This window comes from Massilia sp. CT11-137, from assembly GCF_047302885.1.
GTDB classification, from domain to species: Bacteria; Pseudomonadota; Gammaproteobacteria; order Burkholderiales; family Burkholderiaceae_D; genus Telluria; species Telluria orientalis.
This window is the reverse complement of record NZ_JBKYMP010000002.1, coordinates 885,321-908,800: the sequence shown is the minus strand read 5'-3', so window position 1 is coordinate 908,800 and position 23,480 is coordinate 885,321. Positions and strand designations below refer to the sequence as shown.

At 66.5% G+C, this 23,480-nt stretch carries 25 protein-coding genes and 1 other RNA gene; 10 read left to right on the top strand and 16 right to left on the bottom strand.

Translation table 11 applies throughout. From position 1 onward, the window contains the following. Positions 1-24 precede the first annotated feature (24 nt). From ACEN98_RS20875 to ACEN98_RS20855, 5 genes are all read right to left on the bottom strand, one after another. Complete coding sequence (locus tag ACEN98_RS20875; RefSeq protein ID WP_413386889.1) at positions 25-453, bottom strand: YybH family protein; 429 nt, start codon at positions 451-453, stop codon at positions 25-27. Positions 454-471: 18 nt separating this feature from the next. Further along, on the bottom strand, positions 472-1,347 hold the full coding sequence (locus ACEN98_RS20870) for an MFS transporter (RefSeq protein WP_413386888.1): 876 nt from the start codon (positions 1,345-1,347) through the stop codon (positions 472-474). A gap of 99 nt (positions 1,348-1,446) precedes the next feature. Then, the gene (locus tag ACEN98_RS20865; protein WP_413386887.1) at positions 1,447-2,346 is read right to left on the bottom strand and encodes a LysR family transcriptional regulator; all 900 of its coding nucleotides are present in this window, start codon (positions 2,344-2,346) and stop codon (positions 1,447-1,449) included. A gap of 11 nt (positions 2,347-2,357) precedes the next feature. After that, positions 2,358-2,714 carry a hypothetical protein gene (locus ACEN98_RS20860; protein ID WP_413386886.1) on the bottom strand — a complete coding sequence of 119 codons (357 nt, stop codon included), beginning with the start codon at positions 2,712-2,714 and terminating at the stop codon, positions 2,358-2,360. Between the two features lie 93 nt (positions 2,715-2,807). After that, complete coding sequence (locus ACEN98_RS20855; RefSeq protein WP_413386885.1) at positions 2,808-3,266, bottom strand: hypothetical protein; 459 nt, start codon at positions 3,264-3,266, stop codon at positions 2,808-2,810. Positions 3,267-3,470: 204 nt separating this feature from the next. Between ACEN98_RS20855 and ACEN98_RS20850 the strand changes: the two genes are divergently transcribed. After that, positions 3,471-3,809 (top strand): hypothetical protein, encoded by a 339-nt coding sequence (locus ACEN98_RS20850; protein ID WP_413386884.1) that lies wholly within the window; start codon positions 3,471-3,473, stop codon positions 3,807-3,809. Further along, positions 3,793-5,040, top strand: coding sequence for a type II toxin-antitoxin system HipA family toxin (locus ACEN98_RS20845; protein ID WP_413386883.1), 1,248 nt, complete (start codon positions 3,793-3,795; stop codon positions 5,038-5,040). Before ACEN98_RS20850 ends, ACEN98_RS20845 begins: the two co-directional genes overlap by 17 nt. Before the next feature lie 2 nt (positions 5,041-5,042). On the opposite strand, the gene ACEN98_RS20840 is transcribed toward ACEN98_RS20845, so the two are convergent. From ACEN98_RS20840 to rnpB, 3 genes are all read right to left on the bottom strand, one after another. Then, positions 5,043-5,546 carry a hypothetical protein gene (locus ACEN98_RS20840; protein WP_413386882.1) on the bottom strand — a complete coding sequence of 168 codons (504 nt, stop codon included), beginning with the start codon at positions 5,544-5,546 and terminating at the stop codon, positions 5,043-5,045. An 81-nt stretch (positions 5,547-5,627) separates the two neighbouring features. After that, the gene (gene glpK, locus ACEN98_RS20835; protein WP_413386881.1) at positions 5,628-7,121 is read right to left on the bottom strand and encodes a glycerol kinase GlpK; all 1,494 of its coding nucleotides are present in this window, start codon (positions 7,119-7,121) and stop codon (positions 5,628-5,630) included. A 30-nt stretch (positions 7,122-7,151) separates the two neighbouring features. Then, positions 7,152-7,491: RNase P RNA component class A (gene rnpB / locus ACEN98_RS20830), an RNA gene on the bottom strand. 125 nt (positions 7,492-7,616) lie between these two features. Here rnpB and ACEN98_RS20825 point away from each other — a divergent pair. After that, on the top strand, positions 7,617-9,317 hold the full coding sequence (locus tag ACEN98_RS20825) for a thiamine pyrophosphate-binding protein (RefSeq protein WP_413386880.1): 1,701 nt from the start codon (positions 7,617-7,619) through the stop codon (positions 9,315-9,317). A gap of 4 nt (positions 9,318-9,321) precedes the next feature. On the opposite strand, the gene ACEN98_RS20820 is transcribed toward ACEN98_RS20825, so the two are convergent. Together ACEN98_RS20820 and ACEN98_RS20815 are read right to left on the bottom strand one after the other, a co-directional pair. Beyond that, positions 9,322-10,023 (bottom strand): YjjG family noncanonical pyrimidine nucleotidase, encoded by a 702-nt coding sequence (locus ACEN98_RS20820; RefSeq protein WP_413386879.1) that lies wholly within the window; start codon positions 10,021-10,023, stop codon positions 9,322-9,324. A 54-nt stretch (positions 10,024-10,077) separates the two neighbouring features. Then, on the bottom strand, positions 10,078-10,284 hold the full coding sequence (locus ACEN98_RS20815) for a hypothetical protein (RefSeq protein ID WP_413337565.1): 207 nt from the start codon (positions 10,282-10,284) through the stop codon (positions 10,078-10,080). Positions 10,285-10,490: 206 nt separating this feature from the next. On the opposite strand from ACEN98_RS20815, the gene ftsY reads away from it, so the two are divergent. The 4 genes from ftsY (at position 10,491) to rpoH (ending at position 14,573) form a co-directional block, all read left to right on the top strand. Next, positions 10,491-11,645 (top strand): signal recognition particle-docking protein FtsY, encoded by a 1,155-nt coding sequence (gene ftsY, locus ACEN98_RS20810; RefSeq protein ID WP_413386878.1) that lies wholly within the window; start codon positions 10,491-10,493, stop codon positions 11,643-11,645. Positions 11,646-11,653: 8 nt separating this feature from the next. Further along, on the top strand, positions 11,654-12,319 hold the full coding sequence (locus ACEN98_RS20805) for a cell division ATP-binding protein FtsE (RefSeq protein ID WP_413386877.1): 666 nt from the start codon (positions 11,654-11,656) through the stop codon (positions 12,317-12,319). Beyond that, positions 12,316-13,236: a permease-like cell division protein FtsX gene (ftsX, locus tag ACEN98_RS20800; protein ID WP_413386876.1), complete on the top strand. Its 921-nt coding sequence runs from the start codon at positions 12,316-12,318 to the stop codon at positions 13,234-13,236. The genes ACEN98_RS20805 and ftsX overlap by 4 nt, the downstream gene beginning before the upstream one ends. Before the next feature lie 446 nt (positions 13,237-13,682). Next, the gene (rpoH, locus tag ACEN98_RS20795) at positions 13,683-14,573 is read left to right on the top strand and encodes an RNA polymerase sigma factor RpoH (protein WP_413337570.1); all 891 of its coding nucleotides are present in this window, start codon (positions 13,683-13,685) and stop codon (positions 14,571-14,573) included. Positions 14,574-14,634: 61 nt separating this feature from the next. On the opposite strand, the gene ACEN98_RS20790 is transcribed toward rpoH, so the two are convergent. The 3 genes from ACEN98_RS20790 to ACEN98_RS20780 all read right to left on the bottom strand — a co-directional run bounded on the left by ACEN98_RS20790 (position 14,635) and on the right by ACEN98_RS20780 (position 17,736). After that, positions 14,635-15,576, bottom strand: coding sequence for an FkbM family methyltransferase (locus tag ACEN98_RS20790; protein ID WP_413389066.1), 942 nt, complete (start codon positions 15,574-15,576; stop codon positions 14,635-14,637). 97 nt (positions 15,577-15,673) lie between these two features. Next, the gene (locus ACEN98_RS20785; RefSeq protein ID WP_413386875.1) at positions 15,674-16,558 is read right to left on the bottom strand and encodes a dienelactone hydrolase family protein; all 885 of its coding nucleotides are present in this window, start codon (positions 16,556-16,558) and stop codon (positions 15,674-15,676) included. Positions 16,559-16,596: 38 nt separating this feature from the next. Next, positions 16,597-17,736: an acyltransferase family protein gene (locus ACEN98_RS20780; protein WP_413386874.1), complete on the bottom strand. Its 1,140-nt coding sequence runs from the start codon at positions 17,734-17,736 to the stop codon at positions 16,597-16,599. Between the two features lie 134 nt (positions 17,737-17,870). On the opposite strand from ACEN98_RS20780, the gene ACEN98_RS20775 reads away from it, so the two are divergent. The 3 genes from ACEN98_RS20775 (at position 17,871) to ggt (ending at position 20,711) form a co-directional block, all read left to right on the top strand. Next, positions 17,871-18,467, top strand: a complete 597-nt coding sequence (locus ACEN98_RS20775; protein WP_413386873.1) for a glutathione S-transferase — start codon at positions 17,871-17,873, stop codon at positions 18,465-18,467. Between the two features lie 79 nt (positions 18,468-18,546). Continuing rightward, positions 18,547-18,951, top strand: coding sequence for a hypothetical protein (locus tag ACEN98_RS20770; protein WP_413386872.1), 405 nt, complete (start codon positions 18,547-18,549; stop codon positions 18,949-18,951). Further along, entirely contained in the window at positions 18,948-20,711 is a 1,764-nt protein-coding gene (gene ggt / locus ACEN98_RS20765; protein ID WP_413386871.1) for a gamma-glutamyltransferase, read from the top strand. The genes ACEN98_RS20770 and ggt overlap by 4 nt, the downstream gene beginning before the upstream one ends. Here the strand turns inward: ggt and ACEN98_RS20760 are convergent, their stop codons facing one another. The 3 genes from ACEN98_RS20760 to ACEN98_RS20750 are packed head-to-tail and all read right to left on the bottom strand — an operon-like array spanning position 20,712 to position 23,397. Next, on the bottom strand, positions 20,712-22,139 hold the full coding sequence (locus ACEN98_RS20760) for a hypothetical protein (RefSeq protein WP_413386870.1): 1,428 nt from the start codon (positions 22,137-22,139) through the stop codon (positions 20,712-20,714). Continuing rightward, complete coding sequence (locus ACEN98_RS20755; protein ID WP_413386869.1) at positions 22,136-23,008, bottom strand: ABC transporter ATP-binding protein; 873 nt, start codon at positions 23,006-23,008, stop codon at positions 22,136-22,138. The genes ACEN98_RS20760 and ACEN98_RS20755 overlap by 4 nt, the downstream gene beginning before the upstream one ends. After that, entirely contained in the window at positions 23,005-23,397 is a 393-nt protein-coding gene (locus ACEN98_RS20750) for a GntR family transcriptional regulator (protein ID WP_413386868.1), read from the bottom strand. The genes ACEN98_RS20755 and ACEN98_RS20750 overlap by 4 nt, the downstream gene beginning before the upstream one ends. Positions 23,398-23,480 lie beyond the last annotated feature (83 nt).

Below are 23,480 nucleotides of genomic sequence, written 5' to 3'. Positions count from 1 at the left end.
GTCGATGTTGCCAGTACGAAAATCTCAGGCGGTGTTTCTCAGAACCGTTTCCCCCGTTTTCGGATTCGTCAGCGTGACGTTCTCGAGCGCCTTGATGCGCCAGGCGCCGGCCTGCCGCGTCAGCACGGCAAGAATCAGGGTATCGACGGCGTGCGCACCGGCCGGATGCGCCGGACCGGCCGCGAGGCGGCTCCAGAAGTGCACGACCGCCGCGTCGGCGCCGATCGGGATCACGTCGATCAATTCGTTGTCGAGCGTGGAATCGCTGTAGACGGTGGCGTGGATCGGGACATGCATGTCGACGATCGCGTCGATGCCGCGTACGTAGCGGCCGAACCGGTTCACGAAGGTCGCATCGTCGTGGAACAACGTCCGCAAGGCTGTCATGTCATGGCTGTTCCAGATGGCCTGGAATGCGTGGGGTGCATCGTCGGGTCGTGCCAGGAGTGTCATTTGGATCCTCATCGATATCTATTTATGCACTTCAATGTCCAGCGTGATCTCACGGCCGGCCGGCAGGCGCGGCTGCACACGCCATACCACGATCGCGATCATGGCGGCGACGCCCAGCGCAGCCGTGACGTGGACGGCTGCCAGCGCGTGCGCCATGTCCGGTCCGCCTTGCGACAGCGGCACGAGCAGCGCGATGCCCACCGCACTGCCCAGCTGCTGGCAGGTCGACGCCGCACCGGAAGCGACGCCTTGCCGATGGGCCGGCACGCCCGTCGTCGCCGTCGCGAACATGACCGTGAACGTCATGCCCATGCCGGCACTGTACAACAGCAGGCCAGGCAGCAATCCGGTATAACCGCTCGCGCCTGCCATCGCCCAGGCCGTCAGCAGCATGCCGACGCCCCCGGACACCAGGCCGATCAGCAGACCGTGCCGTAGGCCCAGGCGGCCCGCAACGTGTCCACCCAGCGACGACATCACGATGATGACGCAGTACAGGGGTACATAGGCCAGTCCGGCCTGCCATACCGGGAAGCGCAACACGGCTTGAAAATACTGGGCCAGGAAATACAACAGCGAGCCGAACGTGGCGCTGAACATGAGGATCACGGCAAGGCCCGGCGCCAGGCCAGGTGCCGCGAACAGGGACGGCGGCAGCAGCGGGTCGCGGGCGCGCCGTTCGATGGCGACGAATCCCGCGAGCAGCAGCACGGCCGCCAGCCCCGCCGCGAGGATGGGCGCCGCGTCCCAGCCATGCTCCGTGCGGATCGATGGCAGGGCCACGAAGACGATCGTGTAGTCGAGCGAGATGATGAGGTGGGAAAATGCCAGCAAGGCGAGCGCGGCGAGGTGGCGCCCGCGCGGCGCGGACGTCGATGATGTCGTGTCGGTCATGGGTTCCTCCTGTTGACACGGGCATTATCGAAGCGGCGCCGGCGCCTCCGCCATCATCGATTTTGCATGCCCCGGCCACGCGCGTGCAGGGCGGACGCGTCAGGACGGCGTGCGCTCCAGCCGGGCCGGCAATTCCGCCGCCAGGAAATCGACGAGCGCGCGCAAGCGGACGTTCTCGCGCATGTCGGCGTGGAAGCCGAGGCGCAGGTCGAGTGCCGGATCGGACGCCGGAACAACGAGGCGGTGCAACTGCGCGAACGATTCGCCCAGCGGACGGGGCACGTGTCCGATCGCCTCCCCGGCCAGCGTCGCGGCCACGACCGTATGCATGTCGCCGGCCCGCAGTATGACGTGCGCATCGGGCAGCACCGCGCGGATCCATGCGTCGTGCAGGAAGACGTCCTCCCGCGGTTCGATCAACACGAGGCGGTGGCCGCGCCCCTGCTGCGCCGGGTCCGGCAGACCGTGGCGTTCGATGTAGCCGGGAGCGGCGAACAGGCTGTAGGGAACGGTGGCGAGGCGACGCTGGATGAGGTTGTCCTGTTCGATCCGGCGGAACGACACGCTCAAGTCCGCCTCACGGGCCGCCAGATTGAAATTGCGCTTTTCGTTGATGAGCCGCAGCGTCAACCCGGGGTGCTGCGCGCCGAAGCGTGCCAGCAGGGGCGCCACGAAGGCGGCGCCGAGCCAGTCGATGCTGGTAATCGTCAGCGCGCCTTCAAGGCCGTCCCCGGTCGCCGCCAGCTTACGCAGTACACCTTGTGCTTCGGCATCCATGCGCTCCAGGCCGGCGAGCAGTCCGGCACAGGCGGCGGTCGGCACCATGCCGTACATGTCGCGGTCGAACAGCTGGATGGCGAGACGCCCTTCGATGGCGGCCACGCGGCGGCTCACGGTCGGCTGGGTCAGGCCGAGGACGCGCGCGGCACCGTTGAGCGAACCATGCCGCGCAACCGCGAGCAGGACGCGCAGGTCATCCCAGTCGGGTCCGATCGTCATGTGTGCCATCCTCACAAAATCGACGCCAGCAGCAAGCCTCCGCAGACCGCCACGTTGCTGAAAAAACCGTTCGCGGCGCCAACGCGCTCCCGGCCCGACAGGCGCCAGAAGTCGAGCAGGGTTACGCTGGCGCAGGTCGTAAATGCGAGCAATGCAATCGCGCTGGCGTGGCGCGACGGCTGCCAGAGCAACCCCAGGCCGGCCACGATCTGCACGGCCGACCCGGCGGCAAGCATCGCCCGGGGCGCGGACCAGCCGCGGACGGCCAGCATACTGCACATTTCACGGAAACGGAGAAAGTGAGCGCAGCCCGCGCGTACGAAATTCAGGGCGATACACGCGAGCGCAACCATCGATACTGCGGACATGAGCATTCTCGAGAATGAGGAAAACCCGATTCTCGGGTCCGCCGCGCCCTGATGCCATCATCGATTTTGCATGCCCGGTCTGCGTGTGCGCCATCACACTGTCGCCATGTCCTCGACCCGCAAATAATTGACGAGTTCATCGCGCTCGAACGATCCATCCCACTGTTTTTCGCCTAGCAGTTGCGGCAATGCGCTGTGGGTCAGCAGCGCGTGGAATCTATCCTTGATGAGTTGCGGCCGGATATCCCGCACGCGCACCCGCGACACCTTGCGCGATAAATCCATGACGATCCCGAACAGGATCCAGTCGAGCTGTAACAGCAGCATGCTGGCCGACTGGATCGCCCGCGGCGCAATACTCGTTTCGTACAGCCGGGCCACCGACGATTGCCGCGCCTCGGCATCGGCGCCGGGATCTCCCGTCAATTCCTCCGGCCACCAGGCCAGTACCTGGTTCAGCAGGCACGCGAAATCGGCATGGTCGGGAAGGATGATTTGCCCATCAAACATAAAAGAAAGGTAAGAAATATTACCGGGCAGTATATCGATCAAAGTGAACGAAAAGCTCTCACAATTTCACCATTAAAAGGAATCGCACTGTTCAGATTGCATACGGGTCTGCGAACGTTGCTCATGGCATTCATAGATAACGGTTTATAGTCCATAAAACGCTATCTATGAAACCATTTCTTAGAAAAAGTCTTTATAGATAACCGCTTACTTGCTGTAAGACGCGTTCTTTGATAGCCTCGAAACATGCCAAAAAAACTTTCAAATGCCGACATGTGGCCGACGCTCGTGCAGGAGCGCCTGGTCGAATGGGGCCGCTGCGTCAATGTGCAGCGTATGCAGCAGCGCATCATGGCGGCCGACCTGTGCCGCCGGCTGGGCATTTCGGAAGCCACGCTGCGGCGCATGGAACGGGGTGATCCCGGCGTCGGTGCCGGGGCCTACCTGAATGCGCTGCTGACCCTGGGCATGGCGGATGAAGCCACGCCAGCCTTGAAACCCGAACTCTGGCGCAAGGCCCCGGGCAAGCGGGTCCGGCCGACGCGACAGGAGCAAGGCGCCACATCCGATGCCGATTATTTCTAAGCCGTTGTACGTGTACCTGCAGCGCCCGGACGACGGCGCATGGGTCACCGTGGGCCGCTACGTGGCCAGCGCGCCCGGCGAAGGCACGTTCATGTATGCGCCGTCGTATGTCGACAGCGGACTTGCGTGGGCGATCGATCCCGTGAACCTGCCGTTCGTACCCGGCACCCAGTACAGGACCCGGCGTTACCGGGGATTGCACGACGTCTTGCGCGACGCGTGTCCGGATGCCTGGGGCCAGGCCTTGCTGCGGCGCGAATACAACCTGCCCGCCGACGCCCCGCCGTTGCAATACCTGATCAAGACCGGCAATATCGATCGCTGGGGCGCGCTCGCCGTCGGGTCGACACCCCGGTTTTCCGGCGCGGCGCTGAACAGTCCTCCCTTGCCCCTGCTCGACCAGCTGGTCGAGGAACTGGCCGCGCTGGCGGAACACCGGCCACCGGTCCGGCCCGCCATCCGGCGGCGGCTGGTGCAGACGGCCAGCGTCGGCGGCGCGCGTCCGAAGACGACCGTACGCGATGACGCCGGCGCCTTCTGGCTGGTCAAGCCGCGGATGCCGATGGACCCGGCCGACATCCCCCGCCTCGAACACTTCGCCCTCGAATGGGGCGCGGCGAGCGGGCTGGATGTGGTGGAAACCGTCCTGCATCCAGGGCCGGGAGGCCGCAGCGTCCTGCGCGTGCGCCGCTTCGATCGCGACGGCGGCCGGCGCTTCATGTGCGTCAGCGCGGCGTCCCTGCTGCAGGCGGAATATCCGGACAATCCGGCCCACACCGACCGCTGGAGTTACCCGCGCCTGGCCGAAGAACTGCGCCGGGTCGGCGCACCGCCGGAGGATGGTATCGAACTGTTCGGCCGCATGGTCTTCAACGCCGTCTGCGGCAACGACGACGACCATGTGCGCAACCACGCGATCGTCCATGGGCAAGGCCGCAAGGGCTGGCGCCTCGCGCCGGCGTTCGACGTCGTGCCGAATCCGGCAGAAACGCCGCGCCGCCTGGTCATGCAACTGTCCAGGGGGCGCTTCGACATCGCGCGGGACGCCGTCCTCGGCGACGCCGTCCGCTTCGGTTTCACGGGGCGCGACGCCTGCGCGGCGTATCTCGACGCGCTGCTGGCGCGCATCGAGGCGGCGTTTCCGCTGTCCGCCGCGCGGCTCACGGACGACTGGCGCACGACGCTGCACGCGCGGATGACGGCGAACCTCGCGATCCTGCGCGGCACGTAGCCCTACTCGTCCACCTTCGCATCCTCGCTCTTCGCCGCTTCCATCGCCTCCGGCTCGAGCACTTCCGCCGATTTGTTCATGCGGATGAACACGCCCCAGCCGGCCATCAACAGCCCCGCCGCGACGAGCACCGACGCCGCGTGCGGCAGCAGTTCCGGTTCCTCGTGCAAGGCCTTGAACGTGCCGACCAGCCCCTCGATCGACAGCGCGACCACGACGACGACCATGAAGCGCGACAGGTAGCGGCGCACGCGCGTGGGCGCGCTGATGTGGGCGTCGCGCACGACTTCTTCCTCGGTGATGGTCTGCGCGATCTGCAGCGAGACGACGGCGATGGCCAGCAGGCCGATCGCCTCGATGGCCATTTCGGCGCTCTCCTCGGCCCCGGCACCGACCGCCTGCCAGCCGGTCTGCACGGCCAATACCGTGATCAGCACGGACACGAGCACGAACAGGAAGCCGAGCACCGCGTGCGCGGTCGAAAAGAAAACCTTCAGGAATTTCAAAGACGCCTCCGGTCGCAACGCATCGATGACAAGGTTGCATCGATTGTGCCCGAACCGCGCCGGCGCGGCCGCACGCGAGCGTCAGTGGTGTTCCGGCACCGCCCACGCGCGCGCATGCGCGACCGCGCGCGACCAGCGCGCCATCATGTCGTCGCGCCGCGCGGCCGGCAGTTGCGGCTCGAACCGGCGCTCGCTCTTCCACTGCGCCGCGATCTCGTCGCGCGACGACCAGAAGCCGACGGCGAGACCGGCAAGGCAGGCGGCGCCGAGGGCCGTCGTCTCCGTCACCTGCGGCCGCACGACGGGCACGCCCAGCAGGTCGGCCTGGAACTGCATCAGGAGGTCGTTGCGCGCGGCGCCGCCGTCGGCGCGCACTTCGTGCACGACGCAGGCGGCGTCCTTCTGCATGGCGGCCAGCAGTTCCGCGCTCTGGTAGGCGATGGCTTCGACGGCGGCGCGCGCGATGTGCGCGGCCGTCGTCCCGCGCGTCATGCCGACGATGGTGCCGCGCGCATACGGGTCCCAGTGCGGCGCACCGAGGCCGACGAAGGCCGGCACGAGCATCACGCCGCCGCTGTCCGGCACCGACAGGGCGAGCGCCTCGACGTCGGCCGACTGCTTGATGATGCCGAGGCCGTCGCGCAGCCATTGCACGGTGGCGCCGCCCATGAACACGCTGCCTTCGAGCAGGTAGTCGGTGTGGTTGCCCACGGTCCAGCCAACGGTGGCGAGCAGGCGGTTGTGCGACTGCGGCGGCGTGTCGCCCGCGTGCATCAGCATGAAGCAGCCGGTGCCATACGTGTTCTTGACCATGCCGCGCCGGTGGCAGGCCTGGCCGAACGTGGCCGCCTGCTGGTCGCCCGCGATGCCCGCGATGGGGATGGCGCGGCCGAACCAGGCCGGGTCGGCGTCGGCCACGATACCAGAACTGGGCACGACTTCCGGCAGCATCGACGCCGGCACGCCGAACAGGGACAGCAGTTCCGGGTCCCAGCGCAGGCTGTTGATATTGAAGAGCATCGTGCGCGCCGCGTTGCTCGTGTCCGTGACGTGGCGTCCCGTCAATTTATAGGTGAGCCAGCTGTCGACGGTGCCGAACGCGAGCTCGCCCCGCTCCGCGCGCGTGCGCGCGCCCGGCACGTGCGTGAGCAGCCATTGCAGCTTGGTCGCGGAAAAATAGGCATCCAGTTCGAGACCCGTCTTGCGCTGGATGAGGGGGGCCTTGCCCGCGGCGCGCAGGTCGTCGCAGAGTTCGGCCGTGCGCCGGTCCTGCCAGACGATGGCGTGGCACAGCGGTTCGCCCGTGCGGCGGTCCCACACGACGGTCGTCTCCCGCTGGTTCGTGATGCCGATGGCGGCGACGTCGCCCGCATCGATGCCGGCCTCCGCAAGCACCTGGCGCGCGCATGCGAGCTGGCTGTTCCAGATGTCGAGCGGGTCGTGTTCGACCCAGCCGGGCTGCGGGAAATGCTGGGGATATTCCTGCTGGGCGATGCGCACGACCTGGCCCTCGCGGTCGAACAGGATGGCGCGCGAACTGGTGGTGCCCTGGTCGAGGGCGAGGATGTAACGCATCGTCGTCGAGCTCCCCGGACCGTGAATCATGTGTAAAGCAGGCCGATAGGCCGGATTCTGTGTAACGTCCTTGCGGACGCTATGACAGCCATTCCTCTAGGCGCCGAATTACTCCGGCGCTCAAGCTTCCTACCCGCACGCTCCGCGAGCAACATCAACGCGTGCCTATTTGGAATTGCTCCGAGTGGAGGTTACCGCGTTTCACCGTAACTTAATACGCTCGTCTCTGTGGCCCTATTCCTCGCCTTATACCCGGCTTGCGCCGGGCTTTCGGCGGACGGCCGTTAACCGTCACCCCGCTCTGTGGAGTCCGGACCTTCCTCCCGCCCACGACCTTGCGGCGTGGACCAGCGGCTGTCTGGCCTGCTTCACGGGCTGCATTGTACAGGATTACGTAGCTGCCATTTGTGAAAGGTGGTGTCGCTATTTGAAAAGCCAGCCCAGGGCGAGTTGCATAGAATGCCCGGATTCCATCGTGATAAGGATGACCTCACCATGACGCACCCCTCCCGCAGCGGCGGCCAGATCCTGGTCGATGCGCTCCAGGTCCACGGCGTGGACACCGCCTTCGGCGTGCCCGGCGAAAGCTACCTCGACGTGCTCGACGCGCTGCACGACTCGAACATCCGCTTCGTCATCAATCGCCAGGAAGGCGGCGCGGCGTTCATGGCCGAGGCCTACGGCAAGCTGACGGGCAAGCCCGGCATCTGCTTCGTCACGCGCGGCCCCGGCGCAACGAACGCCTCCATCGGCGTGCACACCGCGTACCAGGATTCCACGCCGATGATCCTGTTCATCGGCCAGGTCGGCACCGACTTCATGGACCGCGAAGCGTTCCAGGAAATCGACTACCGCCGCATGTACGGCCAGATGGCGAAATGGGCCGCGCAGATCGACCGCGCGGAACGCATCCCCGAATACATGGCGCGCGCGTTCCAGGTGGCGACGAGCGGCCGTCCCGGCCCGGTCGTCCTCGCGCTGCCGGAAGACATGCTCGTGGCCCGCGCGCAAGTCGCGGATACGCGCCGCTACCAGCCGACGCAGGGCGCGCCGTCTGCCGCGCAGATCTCACAACTGCGCACGCTGCTGGCGGGTGCGAAAAAACCGCTGCTGCTGCTGGGCGGGGGCACGTGGACGGATGCGGCGTGCGCCGACGTGCAGAAATTCGCCGAGGCGAACGCCCTGCCCGTCGCGTGCGCGTTCCGCTTCCAGGACCTGCTGGACAACGAGCACCCGCACTACGCGGGCGACGTCGGCATCGGCATCAATCCGAAGCTGGCCGCACGTGTAAAAGAGGCCGACGTGCTGATCGCGTTCGGCCCGCGCCTGGGCGAGATGACGACGAGCGGCTACTCGCTGCTGGCATCGCCCGTGCCGCGCCAGCGCCTCGTGCACATCCATCCCGATCCGGAAGAACTGGGCAGCGTCTACCAGGCCGAATTGATGATCGCGAGCGGCGCGCCGCAGGCGGCATCGATGCTGGCGGCGATGGAGCCGGTCGATGCATCGGCATGGCGCCACACGGTCGAGGAAGCGAAGGCCGAGCTGCGCGCGTGGCAGGAGCAGCCGCCGATCTTCAAGGACGGCACCGCGCCGCTGGACCTGTGGCAGATGGTGCAGGACCTGCAAGCCGCCCTCCCGCGCGACACGATCATCACGAACGGCGCCGGCAACTACGCGACGTGGGCGCACCGCTTCTGGCGCTACGGCGCGATGCGCACGCAGCTCGCCCCGACGAGCGGCGCGATGGGATATGCCGTTCCCGCCGGCGTGGCGGCCAAGATCGTGCGGCCGGAGCGCACCGTCGTCACCTTCGCGGGCGACGGCGAATTCATGATGACGGGCCAGGAACTGGCGACCGCGGTGCAGTACGGCGCCGGCGTCATCTTCCTGGTCTTCAACAACGGCATGTTCGGCACGATCCGCATGCACCAGGAACGCGAATACCCGGGCCGCGTGTCGGGCACGCAGCTGCACAATCCGGATTTCGCCGCGCTGGCGCAAGCGTACGGCGGCCACGGCGAGGCGGTCGAGACGACGGCCGGTTTCGGCCCGGCGCTCGAACGCGCCATCGCGTTCACGCGCACGCACAGGCTGCCGGCGCTGATCGAGCTGCGCTACGACGGCAACCTGATCACGCCGGGCGCCACCCTGGACACCATCCGCCGCAACGCGCAGGCGGCCAAGGCAGGCTGACGTTTCAGGCAGCGACGAGGCCGCGCAGGGCCGGGACGACGTCATGCAGGCGCGCCACTTCGAAGGTGGGCAGCGCATGCGTGTCGTTGGCGAGGCCGCCGGGATTGAACCAGCAGCTTTCGATGCCGAAGCGGTTGGCGCCGAGGATGTCGGCATCGAGGCGGTCGCCGACGATGATCGTTTCCGCATGCGTGAACGCGCGCGCCATCCTGACGGTGTAGTCGAAGAAGCGGCTGTCCGGCTTCGCATGGCCGCACGCCTCCGACGTCGCCACGAACGACACATGGTCGCGCAGCCCGGCACTGGCGATGCGGCGGTGCTGGATCTGCTCGACACCGTTCGTGATGATGCCCACCTCGCCGATGGCGGCCAGGGTCGCGCAGAGTTCCTTCGCGCCGTCGATGAGGACGACCGTGTCCGACAGCGATTCGAGGTACAGGCGGCTGGCCGCTTCCGGATCGAGGTCGAGACCGCTCGCGGCGAAGGTCTGGCGGAAGCGTTCCACCTTCAGGAAATCCTTGGAGACAGTGCCCGTCTCGAAGCTTCGCCACAGTGCCGTATTGATGGCCTGGTAGCGGGCAAACAGCCCGTCGGGAAGCGCGGCCAGGCCCTGTGCACGCATCGTGCGGTCGAACGACAATTGTTCGGAAGCTTTGAAGTCGAGCAGGGTGTCGTCGAGGTCGAAAAGAAAAAGTCTGTGTTTCATGGCGCTGCAACCGCAAGGTGTCCTTCGGAAATAACAGGATACCAGCAGCGCAGATTACATGCCGAGGTTACCGTCGAGTCCCAGTTCGGCCGGCCACGGCACCGGCGCGTCGAAGGCGCTGGCGGGACTGGATGGATGGGTCAGGAACAGGGCGACAAGGGCAATGAAGAGCCAGACGATGACGTTGCGCAGCGATGGCGCCGAACTGCCCACCACGTGATCGCCGGCGATGAGCCTCTTGATAAACCTGGATACGTTCACGATCGTCCCTCGGTGACGCGTCTTCTTATCGATGGTCACAATTTACACCCGTTACGTACTAAATTCCAGCACGGTGAGCGGAGTGGTATTGTTGAGCTGTATTCTAGCCACAATATGGTCGAGCAGGCGCACCTCAGAAGTGTGTTCCCGCTCTGGTAGAATACGCGCGACCCTATCCGGCATTCCGCCGCCCTCCCGAATACACAATGTTTAGTTTCTTCAAAAAGAAAAAACCTGAAGCCGAGACGCCGGCTGCGGTCGAACCCGCGGCGCCCGTGGCCCCGGAGGCTGAAGCGCCGGGCGTCGCCGCGCCAGCCGAGCAGCCGGGTTTCCTGCGCCGCCTGTTCGGCGGTGGCGATGACGCACCCGCCGCGCCCGAGGAAGTTGTTGCGGGCGCTTCGACGGCCTACGAAGGCCAGCTGTTCCCCGAAACCGCCGAACGTCCCGTCAGCGAAGCGGAAGCCAGGCGTTCCTGGATGTCGCGCCTGAAGGCCGGCCTGGCCAAGACGTCGAGCAACCTGTCGCTGCTGTTCGTCGGCGCGCGCATCGACGAAGACCTGTACGAGGAACTCGAATCCGCCCTGCTGATGTCCGACGCCGGCATGGACGCCACGCAATTCCTGCTGGACAACCTGCGCCGTAAGGTGAAGGAAGACAAGCTGCTCGACGCGGCCGCCGTCAAGGTGGCGCTGAAGGGCCTGCTGGTCGACCTGCTGCGTCCGCTGGAAAAGCCGCTCGAGCTGGGCCGCCATGAGCCGCTCGTGATGATGATCGCGGGCGTCAATGGCGCCGGCAAGACGACGACCATCGGCAAGCTGGCCAAGCACATGCAGCGCCATGAACAATCCGTGCTGCTGGCCGCCGGCGACACGTTCCGCGCCGCCGCGCGCGAGCAGCTGATGGTGTGGGGCCAGAGAAATAACGTCACCGTGATCTCGCAGCAGTCGGGCGACCCGGCCGCCGTCGCGTTCGACGCCGTCCAGTCGGGCAAGGCGCGCGGCGTCGACGTCGTCATGGTCGACACCGCCGGCCGCCTGCCCACGCAGCTGCACCTGATGGAAGAGCTCAAGAAGATCAGGCGCGTGATCGGCAAGGGCATGGAAGACGCGCCGCACGAAATCCTGCTCGTCATCGACGGCAACACGGGCCAGAATGCGCTGGCGCAAGTCAAGGCGTTCGACGACGCGCTGCAGCTGACCGGTCTCGTGATCACGAAGCTGGACGGCACGGCCAAGGGCGGCATCCTGGCCGCCATCGCACGCACCCGTCCGGTGCCGGTGTACTTCATCGGCGTGGGCGAAAAGCTGGAGGACCTGCAACCCTTCAGCGCCGACGAATTCGCCGAGGCGCTGCTGGGATAATACGCACGATGATCGAATTCCAGTCCGTCTCCAAGAAGTACTCGGATTCCGCCGACACGCTCGCGCTGTCCGACGTATCCCTGAACATCGCCAAGGGCGAGCTGGTGTACCTGGCCGGCCCGTCCGGCGCCGGCAAGTCCACGTTGATGAAAATGGTGGCCGCCATCGAGCGCCCGACGTCCGGCCGCGTGATCGTGAACGGGCAGGACGTCGGCCGCATCCGCAAGGCCGGCGTCCCCTTCCTGCGTCGCAACCTCGGCCTGATCTTCCAGAACCAGCGCCTGCTGAACGACCGTCACCTGCTGGCCAACGTGATGCTGCCGCTGATCGTCACCGGCGCGCACAGGGCGCAAGCCGAACAGCGTGCCCGCGCGGCGCTGGACAAGGTCGGCCTGCTCGACCGCGCCTTCGCCCTGCCGATGGAACTGTCCGGCGGCGAACAGCAGCGCGTGGCGATCGCCCGCGCCATCGTCAACCGCCCGCAGATCATCCTGGCCGACGAACCGACCGCGAACCTCGACCGCGCCGCGGCCGACAAGGTCATCGACGCGCTGCACGCATTCCACGCCGTGGGCGTCACGTGCGTCATCTCGACCCACGACGACCAGATTCTGGACAGCGCCGCGCGCGTGATCCGCCTCGAACACGGCCATGTGACGGGAGGTGGCGCATGAACATCTGGTTCCGCCAGCACCGCTTCGCCCTCGGCGCCGCGCTGTCCCACGTGCGCAAGGCGCCGGGCAGCTTTTTGTTCAACGTGCTCGTCGTCGCCGTCGCGCTGGCCCTGCCCTTCGCTGGCGTCACCCTGCTCGACAATGTGCGCCCGTTATCGCAAGAACTGTCTGTCGATCCGGAAATCAGCCTGTTCCTCAAGGCCGACACCCCGCGCGACCAGGCCCAGGCCCTCGCGCCGCAGCTGCAGCAGATCCTGCACGGCAGCCATGCGAAGGTCAGCTTCGTGCCGCGCGAACAGGCGCTGGCGAGCCTGAAGGAAAAGAGCGGTCTCACGGACGTGATCGAGACGCTGGGCGACAACCCGCTGCCGGACAGCTATGTGATGAAGCTGGAAGGCTTCGCCAGCGGCGCCGACGCCGCGCGCGTGGACGGCCTGGCCGAGCAAATGCGCGCCCTGCCGGACGTCGACTCCGTGCAGATCGACTCGGCCTGGGTGAAGCGCCTCGCAGCCCTGCTGGGCATACTGCGCCTGGCGCTGCTGCTGCTCGCGATCACGCTGGGCGTCGTCGTGATCGCCGTCGTGTTCAACACGATCCGTTTGCAGGTGCTGACGCAGCGCGAGGAAATCGCCGTCTCGAAACTGCTGGGCGCGACCGACAACTTCATCCACCGCCCGTTCTACTACACGGGCGCCCTGCTGGGCCTGTGCGCGGGTGCGGTGGCGCTGGGTGCCGTTACGCTGGCGCTGCGTCCGCTGAACACGGCCATCGCCGAGTTCGCCCGGCTGTACGCGTCGGAATTCCAGCTGACGCCGCTGCCGCCGCTGGGCATGGCGGCCTTGCTGGCGATCAGTGCCGGGCTGGGCCTCGTTGGGGCCATGTTGTCGGTGCAGAGGCATCTGGCGCGGCTCAAGTAAGCATTCTTTTTTCGCCCGCCCCGTGAACCCGTCCGCTGCTGGCCAGTCAAATCCGGCAGCGGACGCGAGGCATCCACCTACATGGCAACGTGCGCCAGCCAACAGAAAGCGCAGCACGCGTCGCCTAACCTGTCTTCTACCGATTTCAAACGATATGAGCGTCACATTTGAGCCGTATCAACTGAACCGCGCGTACCTGCTCTACAGTTGAATCGAACCGTTTTTTTTGATTCCTGCGGGCAATACTTTAATGAAACTTAAACCCATCGTAAGGGATATGGTGGCGCCTAGCACTCACCTCAAGAGAGTGCTAATATTACGTCAGACTATCGCGGGAAATGGTTTTGATAGCACCGTCAGCATCCCGACTACAAGCCAGCCAGCTGCGCCTTCGGGGCTCTGGAGATGGCGAGACGATGCAGCAGTTTATCTACGAGGGAGTGACTATGTCCGCACAATCCGCATTGGTTCCGGCCGGCAGTCATGCACTGGGACTGGGTTTCAGTGGCAATCTCGGTAATATCGACGCCTATATCTCGGCAGTGAACCGCCTGCCGATGCTGTCCCACGAGGAAGAAGTTTCCCTGGCTAAGAGCCTGCAGGAAAAGAATGACCTGGACGCGGCCCAGAAGCTGGTGCTGTCGCACCTGCGCCTGGTCGTGTCGATCGCACGCGGCTACCTGGGCTATGGCCTGCCGCACGCCGACCTGATCCAGGAAGGCAATATCGGCCTGATGAAGGCAGTCAAGCGTTTCGACCCGAACCAGGGCGTCCGCCTGGTGTCCTACGCCATGCACTGGATCAAGGCCGAGATGCACGAATACATCTTGAAGAACTGGCGTCTGGTCAAGGTTGCAACGACCAAGGCGCAGCGCAAGCTGTTCTTCAACCTGCGCAGCAACAAACAGGGCCTGGACGCCATGTCGCCGCAACAAGTCGACGACCTGGCGAAGATGCTCGACGTGAAGCGCGAAGAAGTGATCGAGATGGAAACGCGCCTGTCCGGCCGCGACATCGCGCTGGAAGCGCCGACCGACGACGAAGACGACAAGTTCTCGCCGATCGCCTACCTGTCCTCGGACCAGCAGGAACCGACCAAGGTCCTGGAAGCCGAAGAAGTGGTGCGCCTGCAATCGGAAGGCCTGGAAACGGCCCTGTCGAAACTCGACCCGCGCTCGCGCCGCATCGTGGAAGCGCGCTGGCTGGCCAACGACGACGGCTCGGGCGCCACGCTGCACACGCTGGCCGAGGAATTCGGCGTGTCGGCCGAGCGTATCCGCCAGATCGAATCGGCCGCGCTGAAGAAGATGAAAACCGCGCTGGCGGCTTACGTGTAAGCCGTTTGCTGCCCAACGACAAAGGCACCCCAGGGTGCCTTTTGTTTTTTGGACATGCCGTCTACGAAATCGTGCGCCCGAATTTGCCGGCGAATGCCTGGAGCCTGGCAGGGTCGAAGGCGCCCACGATGTTCGGATACCTGAAGCCCCCGACGACGTGGTGATACATGACGTGGTAGGCATCGTCGGCATTGTGGAGGTCGCGGATGTCATCCATGTCGACCGCGTACAGGTAAGGAAAGACGCCCCGCAGGAAATCGAAGAAATCGGGGATGGGGATGCGCTGGAATACGTTCAGGCACCAATGGTTCAGTTCGAGGGTGACCGTCGGCTTGCAGGTCGACAGCGTGTCGCGCAGGCCTTCGATGACGTCGCGCTCGAATCCTTCGACATCGATCTTGATGAAATCGACGCCGTCCAGGTTGGCGCCCTTGATGAACGTATCGCCCTGGGCAATCTCGATCGCCTCGACCTGGTGCCCCGCCGATGCCTGCATCTTGTTCGATACGAATCCACCTGAACGGTTATTGGCGGAAAACGTCAGCTCGAAACGCCCTTCGGTCTTGCCCAGCCCGAGGTTCAGCGCGGTCACGTTGTGCAATCCCGATGCGTCCAGGTTCTTTTTCAGGAACCCGAACGTGGTCGGGGACGGTTCGAAGCTGACGACCCGGCGCGCGCGGCTGCCGAACAGGATCGACGTGCAACCGATATTGGCCCCGATGTCGAGGACGGTGTCGGACGGTGCCACCAATGAATCGAACAGTTGGACCATGTGGGGTTCGAATACCCCGCGGATGTGGTCCAGGTAGTTGTCGTCGGACTCGATACGGTAGTACTTGCCACCAATGTCCGTCGTCACGTGACCGGGACCATCGGCGTCGGGCGCGTCGGGCGCGTCGGTCACCTCGGGCGCCTCGGACGCTTCCATGGCAGGTTCGGGAGCGTCGGCTGCCTCGTCTTTGTTCGACACCGGGGATGGGCGCTTGAAATAGCTCAGCAACATCTTCAACGTTCTCTCCACAAGTCATTAACGATAGGGTGCGGAGGGCAAGATAGCACGGCCGGACGAGCGCAAGACTCACCAATTATCAAACGCGCCGCTATGCCAGCTTCGCCTTGAAGAACGTCATCGTCCGGCCCCACGCCAGTGTCGCGGCCGCTTCGTCGTAGCGCGGCGTCGTGTCGTTATTAAAACCGTGCTCCACGCCCGGGTAGACGAAGTGCTGGTAGTCGACGCGGTTCGCCTTCAGCGCGGCCTCGTACGCGGGCCAGCCGGCCAAGATGCGCTCGTCCTTGCCGGCGTCATGGATCAGCAGGGGCGCGCGGATGCGGGCGACGTCGGCCGCGGGCGGCTGCATGCCGTAGAACGGCACGGCGGCGGCCAGGTCCGGCAACTGCGTCGCGAGGTAGTTGGCGATGCCGCCACCGTAGCAGAAGCCCACCACACCCACCTTGCCCGTGCCCTGCGGCAGCGCGGCCAGCGCGTGGGCGGCGGCGATGAAGTCGGCGTGCGTCTTCGCCTGGTCGAGCTTGGGGAAGAGTTCGCGGGCCTTGTCTTCGTCGCCCGGATAGCCACCCAGCGGGGTCAGCGCGTCCGGGGCGAAGGCGACATAGCCGTCAAGCGCGACGCGGCGGGTAACGTCCTCGATGTGCGGGTTCAGGCCGCGGTTTTCGTGCACGACGAGGATCGTCGGCAGCTTTCCTTTCGCATTGGCCGGCTCGGCCAGGTAGCCGTGCACCTTGCCGTAGCCCTGCGGCGACGGGAAGTCGACGTACCGCGTCTTCAGGCGCGCGTCCGCGGGCGCGACGAGCGGCGCGGCGAACGACGGCGACAACTGCGCCAGCAACGCGGCGGCCGTCGTGCCGCCGGCGGCATAGCGGCTGGCACGCGACAGGAAATCGCGGCGCGACACGCGGCCGTGCACATAGCCGTCGAACAGTTTCAGTACCTCGGGGTCGAAATCCGCTGCGGTCAAACGTGTCATGTCCAGCCTCCTGTCGGGTTCAAGAGCGCCAGCATACTTCAGATCCGGATGACGATGCGCCTCTTGAACAGCTGCCACAGCCCTGCCCCCAGCACGAGCAGCAGCAACGCCGAATACGCGGCCGAGGCCACCCGCGCTTCGGGAATCGCCTGCGCCAGCCACGCGGCCAGCAGGTCGTGCAGGCTGCCGGCACCGAGCGGCAGCTGCATCACCGTATCGATCAGCGTGATGCCGACGAAGGCCAGCGTCGCATTGGTGCCGAAGGCGAGGACCGGCCGGGTCCACGCGGGCGCCTCCTGGCCGGGCGGCACGAGGCGCATCAGCACGAGCAGCGACAGCAGCGTGAACCCGCCGGACGCCAGCGCAAAGCTGGGCGTCCACAGTTTTTTCACCATGGGCACGAGCGGATCGAGCAGGAAGCCGGCCAGCAGGCAGGCCACGCCGGCGATCGCGAGGGCCGTCAGCGTGGCGCGTTTGTGCGACCGCATCAACAGCAGCGACGCCGCCACGCCGAACAGCACGTTGACGAGCGCGCCCAGGGTGGACACGAGGCCTTCCGGGTCGAAGGTGACGACGTCGCCGGTCTTCCCCCACGGCCACAGGTGCGGGACGCCGAACACGGCGCGGTCGACGACGGCCGGCAGCGCGTGCAGGGAGTCGAAGCACGCGCGCCCGCAGCCGGGCGCATCCCACGCGAGCAGCAGCGCGGCATAGCCCACCAGCAGCGCGACGCTGGCCGCCACCGGCACCGAGACCCGCAGTCCGTCGCGCCGCAACGCCAGCACGCACCCCGTACCCACGATGGCATAACACAGCCCGATGCGCTGCAGGATGCCCGGCAGGCGGACATGGGCGAAGTCGAAGCCCGGCAGCAGGTTCAGCACGACGCCGAGCGCGACGAGCACGGCCGAGCGGCGCAGCACGTGGCCGACGAGGGCCGCCCTCCCCCGGCCCGCGCGCCGCGCGAGCGCAAAGGGCAGCGCCGCCCCTGCGCAGAACAGGAAGGCCGGAAAGATCATGCCGGCGATGGCGAAGCCGCGCCAGTCGGCATGCGTCAGGAACGTGAAACGCCGGTCCCAGCCGCCCGCGTACGCGACCATGATCATGCCCATCACGGCGAGGCCGCGCAGCAGGTCGATGGCGGTCACGCGCGGCGTGGAAGGTGCTGGCTTTTCCATGCTGTTCCCCATGTATGAAATCGATTTCAAATATGCGCCGCGGGACGTGCCATCGTCAAGTCATGATGCATAACGCACATCATTGTCCAGAAGGAAATAGAATGGAAGACCACCGCAACCCACCAGGAGATTCCATGCAACTCATCGGCATGCTCGATTCACCGTTCGTCCGCCGCGTCGCCATCTCGTTCGACCTGCAGAACATTCCGTTCGAGCACAAGGCACTGTCCGTGTTCCGCAACTTCGACGAATTCTCCGCCATCAATCCGACGGTCAAGGCGCCGACGCTCGTGCTGGACGACGGTTCCTTCCTGATCGATTCCACGCTGATGCTCGAATACGGCGACGCGCTGGCGGGCAACTCCCTGCTGCCCGCCGCCCCGGCCGCGCGGGCGCAGGCGCTGCGTGCCATCGGCCTGGCGCTGGCGGCCTGCGAAAAGACGGCGCAAATCGTCTACGAGTACTCGCTGCGCCCGCAGGAAAAACAGCACCAGCCGTGGCTCGACCGCGTGCAGCAGCAATTGCTCGCGGCGCTCGGGCTGCTGGAAGCGGAGACGGACGCGTTCGACATCGACGCACTCGACCAGGCCGCCGTCACGGCCGCCGTCACGTGGTCGTTCGTCCGCTTGATGGTGCCGCAGATCGTGTCGCCCGACCACTTCCCGCGCCTGGCCGCCTGGACCTCGCGTGCGGAGGCGCTGCCGGTCTTCCAGCGCTATCCGCTCGTCTGAGCGCCACTGAACGGCAAGCGCGCCGGCCTGGACTGGCGATTTTGCTATGATTGGTTTCACACCAACAACCGGACGCCCAATGAAACTGCCGTCCCTGGCCGCCCTCGCGGCGGCCGTGTCGATGCCGATCCTGGCCGGCTGCGCCTCCCCTCCGCCGCAGGACGCCGTGTACCCGCTCCGGCCCGAGCAAAGCGTCGTCCTCGCGCGCGGCGCCGTGCTCACGTACGACAGTTACAGCGACAGCCGCTGTCCCGCGAACACGCGCTGCGTCTGGGCCGGACGGCTGATTTTCCGCTTCCTCATCGACGGCCCGAACGGCGCCGAAGAATTCACGCTCGGTCCCGACCAGCCGACGGCCACGCCCGCGGCGCTGCACGGGGCCCGCGTCACGCTCGACACGTCCGCGATCCCGCCCGCGCGCGCGGCCGGCACGCTGCGCCCCAGCGACATCATTCCCGTCACGCTCAAGATCTCCGCCAAATGACCACGTCGACCACTTCCGCCAAAACCCTCGCCTGCGGCCTGATCCTCTCCATCGTCCTGACACCGCCGCTCGCGCTGGCCAAGACCCCGGTCGCGACGGGCACCGGCGGTGCCGTCGCCACGATCAGCGAAAAGGCGTCGGCCTCCGCGCTCGCGATCCTCAACAAGGGCGGCAATGCCATCGACGCGGCCGTCGCGGCGGCGGCCACGCTGGGCGTTACCGATCCGTTCAGCTGCGGCATCGGCGGCGGCGGCTTCATGGTCGTGTACCTCGCCAAGGACAAGCGTGTCGTCACCATCGACCACCGCGAGACGGCGCCCGCGTCGTTCAGTCCTTCCGTCTTCCAGGAGAACGGCAAGGCGATCGATTTCGACACGGCCGTCGCCAGCGGCGCATCGGTCGGCGTACCGGGCACCGTGCGCGGCTGGCACGAGGCGCTGGAGCGCTACGGCACGATGTCGTTCAAGCAGGTGCTGGCGCCCGCGATCCAGGTCGCGACGAAGGGCTTCCCCGTCAGCGACACGATGCACGGCCTGATCGTCGAGAACGAGAAAAAATTCGGCATGTTCGAGACGACGAGCAAGCTGTATCTCAAGAACGGCAAGGCCCTGCCGGCCGGCACCGTCGTCAAGAACCCGGACCTCGCCAGGGCCTACCGCGAGCTGGCGGCGAAAGGCTACAAGGTGTTCTACGAAGGCCCGCTGGCGCAGGCCGTCGTCGCCGCGGTCAATCGCCCGCCCGTCACGGCGGGCGTCCAGGTCCGCCCCGGCACGATGAGCCTCGCGGACATGGCCAACTACGAGGCGCGCATCCGCCAGCCGATCCGCTCCACCTACCGCGGCTACGACATCTACGGCATGCCGCCGCCCAGCAGCGGCGGCGTGACGGTGGCCGAGGCCCTCAACATCCTCGAAGGCTTCGACCTGAAGTCGATGCCGCGCGCGAACGTCGAACACCTGTACCTGGAAGCGAGCCGCCTCGCTTTTGCCGACCGCAACGCCTTCCTCGGCGACCCGGAATATGTCGACGCGCCCATCGAAGGCGTGCTGTCGAAGCAGTTCGCGGCGCAGCGCCGCTCTCTGATCCGGCCGGACCGCGCGGCGGGCGTCGTCCCCGCCGGCGACGCGTTCCTGTACGAGAACGACCAGAGCTTCCCCCTGCGTCCGCAGCAGAACCTGATCATGAAAGAAGGCACGCACACGACGCACCTGACGGTGTCGGACAAATGGGGCAACGTCGTGGCCTACACGTTCACGATCGAGTCGTGGGGCGGCAGCGGCATCGTCGTGCCGGGCTACGGCTTCCTGCTGAATAACGAGATGACCGACTTCGATTTCACGGGGCCGGCGCCGAACATTCCCGAAGCCGGCAAGCGCCCGCGCAGCAGCATGGCGCCGACGATCGCCTTCAAGGACGGCAAGCCCGCCTTCACCATCGGCAGCCCGGGCGGCGCGACGATCATCACGACGGTGCTGCAGACGATCGTCAACTACATCGACCTCGGCATGACGATGGACCAGGCCATCGACGCGCCCCGCCTATCGCAGCGCAACGCGAAAGAGACCTCGGTCGAACCGGGTTTTGCGGGCACCCCGCAGGCCCAGGCGCTGGAACAGTTCGGCCACAAGTGGGAAGCGAAGCCCGAGGAGATCGGCGCCGCCAACGCGATCGTGTTCAATCCCGACGGCACCGTGACGGCGGTCAGCGAAGGCCACCGCCACGGCATCGGCACGGCGCTCGTGCAGAAGCGCGGGCACTGATCAACCCAGCCGGCCTGCCGGGAAGGCCGGCGCCGCGGCGAGCATGCGCTTCCAGTCGAGCCGCAGTTGCACGAGGCAGACGGCCAGCGAGAGTTCGATCAGCCACGGCCAGGCCGTGGTGCCGGTCAGCTTGCCGAGGGCCACAGCCACGAGCGCCTGCACGAGGGCATACGCGCCAGCGCGCAGGCCCAGGGCCCAGTTCCAGCCGCCGCGGCTGCCCGCATAGTCGCCCAGCAGGCCCATCATCGCGACCTGGCCCGCCAGGCAGCACAGGCCCAGCTGGCGCAGCAACCCATCCGGCCCTGTGCCGAACACGAACGACGCGCCCATCAAGACTGCCGTCAACACGGCCCATACCGCCAGCGCCAGGCGCAGCAGCCGCGTGGCGAGGCGCCGGTTCAGCAGCGCGGCATCGCCGGCCAGCGGCGTCAGGCGCAGCAAGGCCTGCTCGCCCTGCGTGCGGCGCAATTGCTGGCCATACTGGGCCGTGCTGAATGCGACGAGGAGCGCCATCATGGCCGGCCCGGCGTCCAGTAACACGCCGGCGAACGATTGCGCCGCCGCGCCGCGCGGCACGGCCAGCACCATGTGCACGATGACGCTGACGACCATGACCACGACGATGGCGCCGCCCCAGGAAGTCCAGTGCGCCATCGGTCCCAGCGCATGCATCAGCATCGTGCCCGGATCGGCGCGCCGGCGCTCGCAACGCAGCGCGACGCGGTACAACGACAAGTTGCCTTGCCACGCCATACCGTCGGGCATCGGCTGTCGTTGTTCCGTGCGGAAGGCGAAGTGGTTCAGGCGCCTGATCTGGTCGCCGCGCCGCGCCAGGAAAGCGTCGCCGCCGGCCGGATACATCCAGCGCAGGCCCCACACCGCGGCGGGCGGGACCAGGATGCTCATGACCCAGAAGGCGGCGTTGCCCGTCATCCCTTCCACCCACGCGGGCGGCAGTATGAAGTGCACCAGCCACGGTCCGTTGCCGCCCAACACGAGCAAGACCACGACGTACTTGTTCCCCGCCATCATCAACGCCAGGCACAGCGTGCCGAGCGCGACGATCGGCAGCACGGCCCAGTTGCCGAGGCCGTACGCAATGCCGAGCGTGGCGATGCACAAGTACGCGGCCGTCATCTGCAGCAGGCGGCGGCGCTGGCGCGGCAGCAGCCATGCGTTCATGGGCGAATTCAGGCGGATGGAACCGGGTACGAACAGGAAGGTCCAGATGAACGCCAGCGCCATGAAGACGACGGCGATGGCAAAGCGCAGCGCCTGCAAGGGAGACAGGTCGCCCAGCACGGCCACGATGATGCCGCATGAGGCGATGGCGCCGGCCACCAGATAAACGCCGCGCAGCGACCCCGGTTCGCGCTGCGCCGCCGCCGCGCGCCAGATCGCCCGACAATCCTGCAGCGCGGCGTTCATTGCGTCACCTCGATGAACAGGTCTTCCAGCGTCAGCGGTTCCACGCGCACGCCCGGCTCGCGCGCGAGGCGCGCGACGTCGTCGCCCTGCGCCTGCACGATCACGCTCGTCATGCCCCCCTCCTGGCGCCGCCGCACCTCCCCCGCCAGCGGCGCACCGGGCAACGTGGCGGCCGGCACGACGACGCGGCGCGCGCCTTCCAGCAGCGCGTCCGTCTGGCCCTGCAGCGCGATGCGGCCATCTTTCAAGAACGCGAGGTCGAACGCGACGCGCTCCAGGTCGGACAAGATGTGCGTGGAGAACACGACGGCCGTCCCCCGCTCGATCACCTGGTCGACCAGCTCGCGCAGGAATTCGCGCCGGCCGACGGGGTCGAGCGCGGACACGGGCTCGTCGAGGATCAGCAGTTCCGGCTCGTGCGCCAGCGCGCGGATGATGGCCAGTTTCTGCTGCTCGCCGCCGGACAGGCGCTTGATCGGCTTGTTGCGCAGCTCGGGGCCGAAGTCCCAGCGCGACAGCAGGCCGTCGACCTTGCCGGTGTTCCAGCGCGGGTACATCGCGCGGAAGTAATCGAACATCTGCACGGGCGTCAGCCAGTCGAACAAGTCGGTGCGCTGCGGGACATAGCCGATGCGGCCCCGTGCGTCGTCCGACAGCCTCGCCACGTCTTCGCCGAACAGCGCAACGCTGCCGGCGTCGGCCTCGCGCAATCCGAGCATGCATTCGAGCAGCGTGGACTTGCCGGCGCCGTTGCGGCCCAGCAGGCCGACCACCTGGCCGGGTGCGATCTGCCAGTCGAGATCGGCAAGCACCCGCTGGCTGCCGAAATACTTGCTGACCGAGGACATGCGAACGATGGCGGCACTCATTTTGTTTCCTTCAGAATAGTTGCGAACAGGGACAGGACGGTTTCTGGATCGAGCTCGAGCTGGCGCGCCTCGACGGCGGCACGCTCGAGCGTGGGACGGAGCAGATCGGCGCGGTCGGCCGGCTGCGTGGATGCGGACTCGGCGACCACCATGCCGAGGCCGCGCCGGCGCGCCAGCACGCCTTCCATCTCCAGCAGGCCGTAGGCCTTGGAGACGGTCATCGGATTGAGTGCCAGCGCCTGTGCGATCTCGCGCACGGACGGCATCTCGTCGCCGGGACGAAGCTGGCCGCTGGCGGACAGGCGGCGCACCTGCTCGACGAGCTGGCGGTAGATCGGTTCGGACGAGCCGGTCGCGATCGAAAACAGGTTGGCGGTGTGTGCGGGCATGGTGTCTACTGTATTAATTGAGTAATACAGTACGCCCGAGGCGTATCGCCGTCAAGCGATATTTACAAAAAAAGACGGCTCCA